Origin of the sequence: Streptomyces lydicus, from assembly GCF_000717345.1 — a bacterium.
Lineage (GTDB): Bacteria > Actinomycetota > Actinomycetes > Streptomycetales > Streptomycetaceae > Streptomyces > Streptomyces lydicus.
Map to the genome: position 1 here is coordinate 1 of NZ_JNZA01000094.1, position 1055 is coordinate 1055.

Here is a 1055-nt window from a genome sequence, read left to right on the forward strand (position 1 = left end):
ATAAGAGACAGGGGGGAGGGGGCGGGGGAAGCGCCCGTGAGCCGGGAAAGGCGGATGGAGAAGCGCCGGGTGAGCGAAGCGCCGGGTGAGCGGTGAAAGGGCCTGGAAATCCGCGGGCGGGCAGGGGCCTCAGGGCGGGCAGCGGGCAGCGGGGAGGGCGGGAGAGGGGCGAAGGACGCCCGGACGAGTCAGGATTGGGGCGGGGAAGCACGGTTGCCCGGAGAAGGGCGCGGCGGAAGACGGCGGCGGAGGCCGTGCACCTGCCGCGCGGGGGCGGGCAAGTGCGGGGGCGGGGGCCAGGCGTTCAGGTGCGGCGGGAGGTGAGGGCGCACGCGGCGGCCGTCGTGGCGGCGGCGATCGCGACGGTCGCGGCGAGCGGGAGCCAGGGCGTGTTGACGGTGCCGTGGGCGGAGCCGGTGACCAGGCCCGTGACGGCGGCGTTGGCGGGCGACGCGCCGAGGACGAGCAGCAGCAGCGCGGCGGTCAGTCCCGTGGGGATGCCCCAGCCCGGGTTGCGCAGGACCGGCCAGTTGCACAACGTGCCGATCGCGGTGCCCAGCAGCAGGCAGGCCAGCGCGGCGAGCAGCCCCGCGGTGGTCGCGGGCAGGACCGGGACGGCCACGCGGTGGTCACCGGAGTGCGGGTCGGAGAGCAGGAGCACCACCACCGCCCCCAGGAGCGCGAGCAGCGCCCCGGCACCGACCGCGGTCAGCACGCACGCGAGGTGCCCCCGGCCCGGCCCGGCGGCGGCAGCGGTACAACTGCGGGCGGCCGGTGGCTCGTTGGTGACGCAGACCCGGGTGAGCCATACGGCGACCGGGAGCAAGCCGGCCGCGGCCCAGCCGAACGCGTCGAGGATCGGGGCGCCGCTCTGGACACCGACGGCGAGGAACGCCGCGTAGAGGATGACCGGCGGCAGCCAGCGATGCGAGCCGAGGAGCAGCGCCGCCTGGTAGCGGAGAAGAGCGATCACGGAAGCGGCGCCTCGTCGAAGTCGGAGTCGTAGCGGGGGTCGGGGTGGGGATCGGGGTCGGGGCGGGGGCCGGGATCGGGGT

General features: G+C 76.3%; 1 protein-coding gene. It reads right to left on the reverse strand.

Translation table 11 applies throughout. From position 1 onward, the window contains the following. Positions 1-304: 304 nt before the first annotated feature. On the reverse strand, positions 305-973 hold the full coding sequence (locus OO62_RS36130) for a hypothetical protein (protein ID WP_033271967.1): 669 nt from the start codon (positions 971-973) through the stop codon (positions 305-307). Positions 974-1055: the final 82 nt, after the last annotated feature.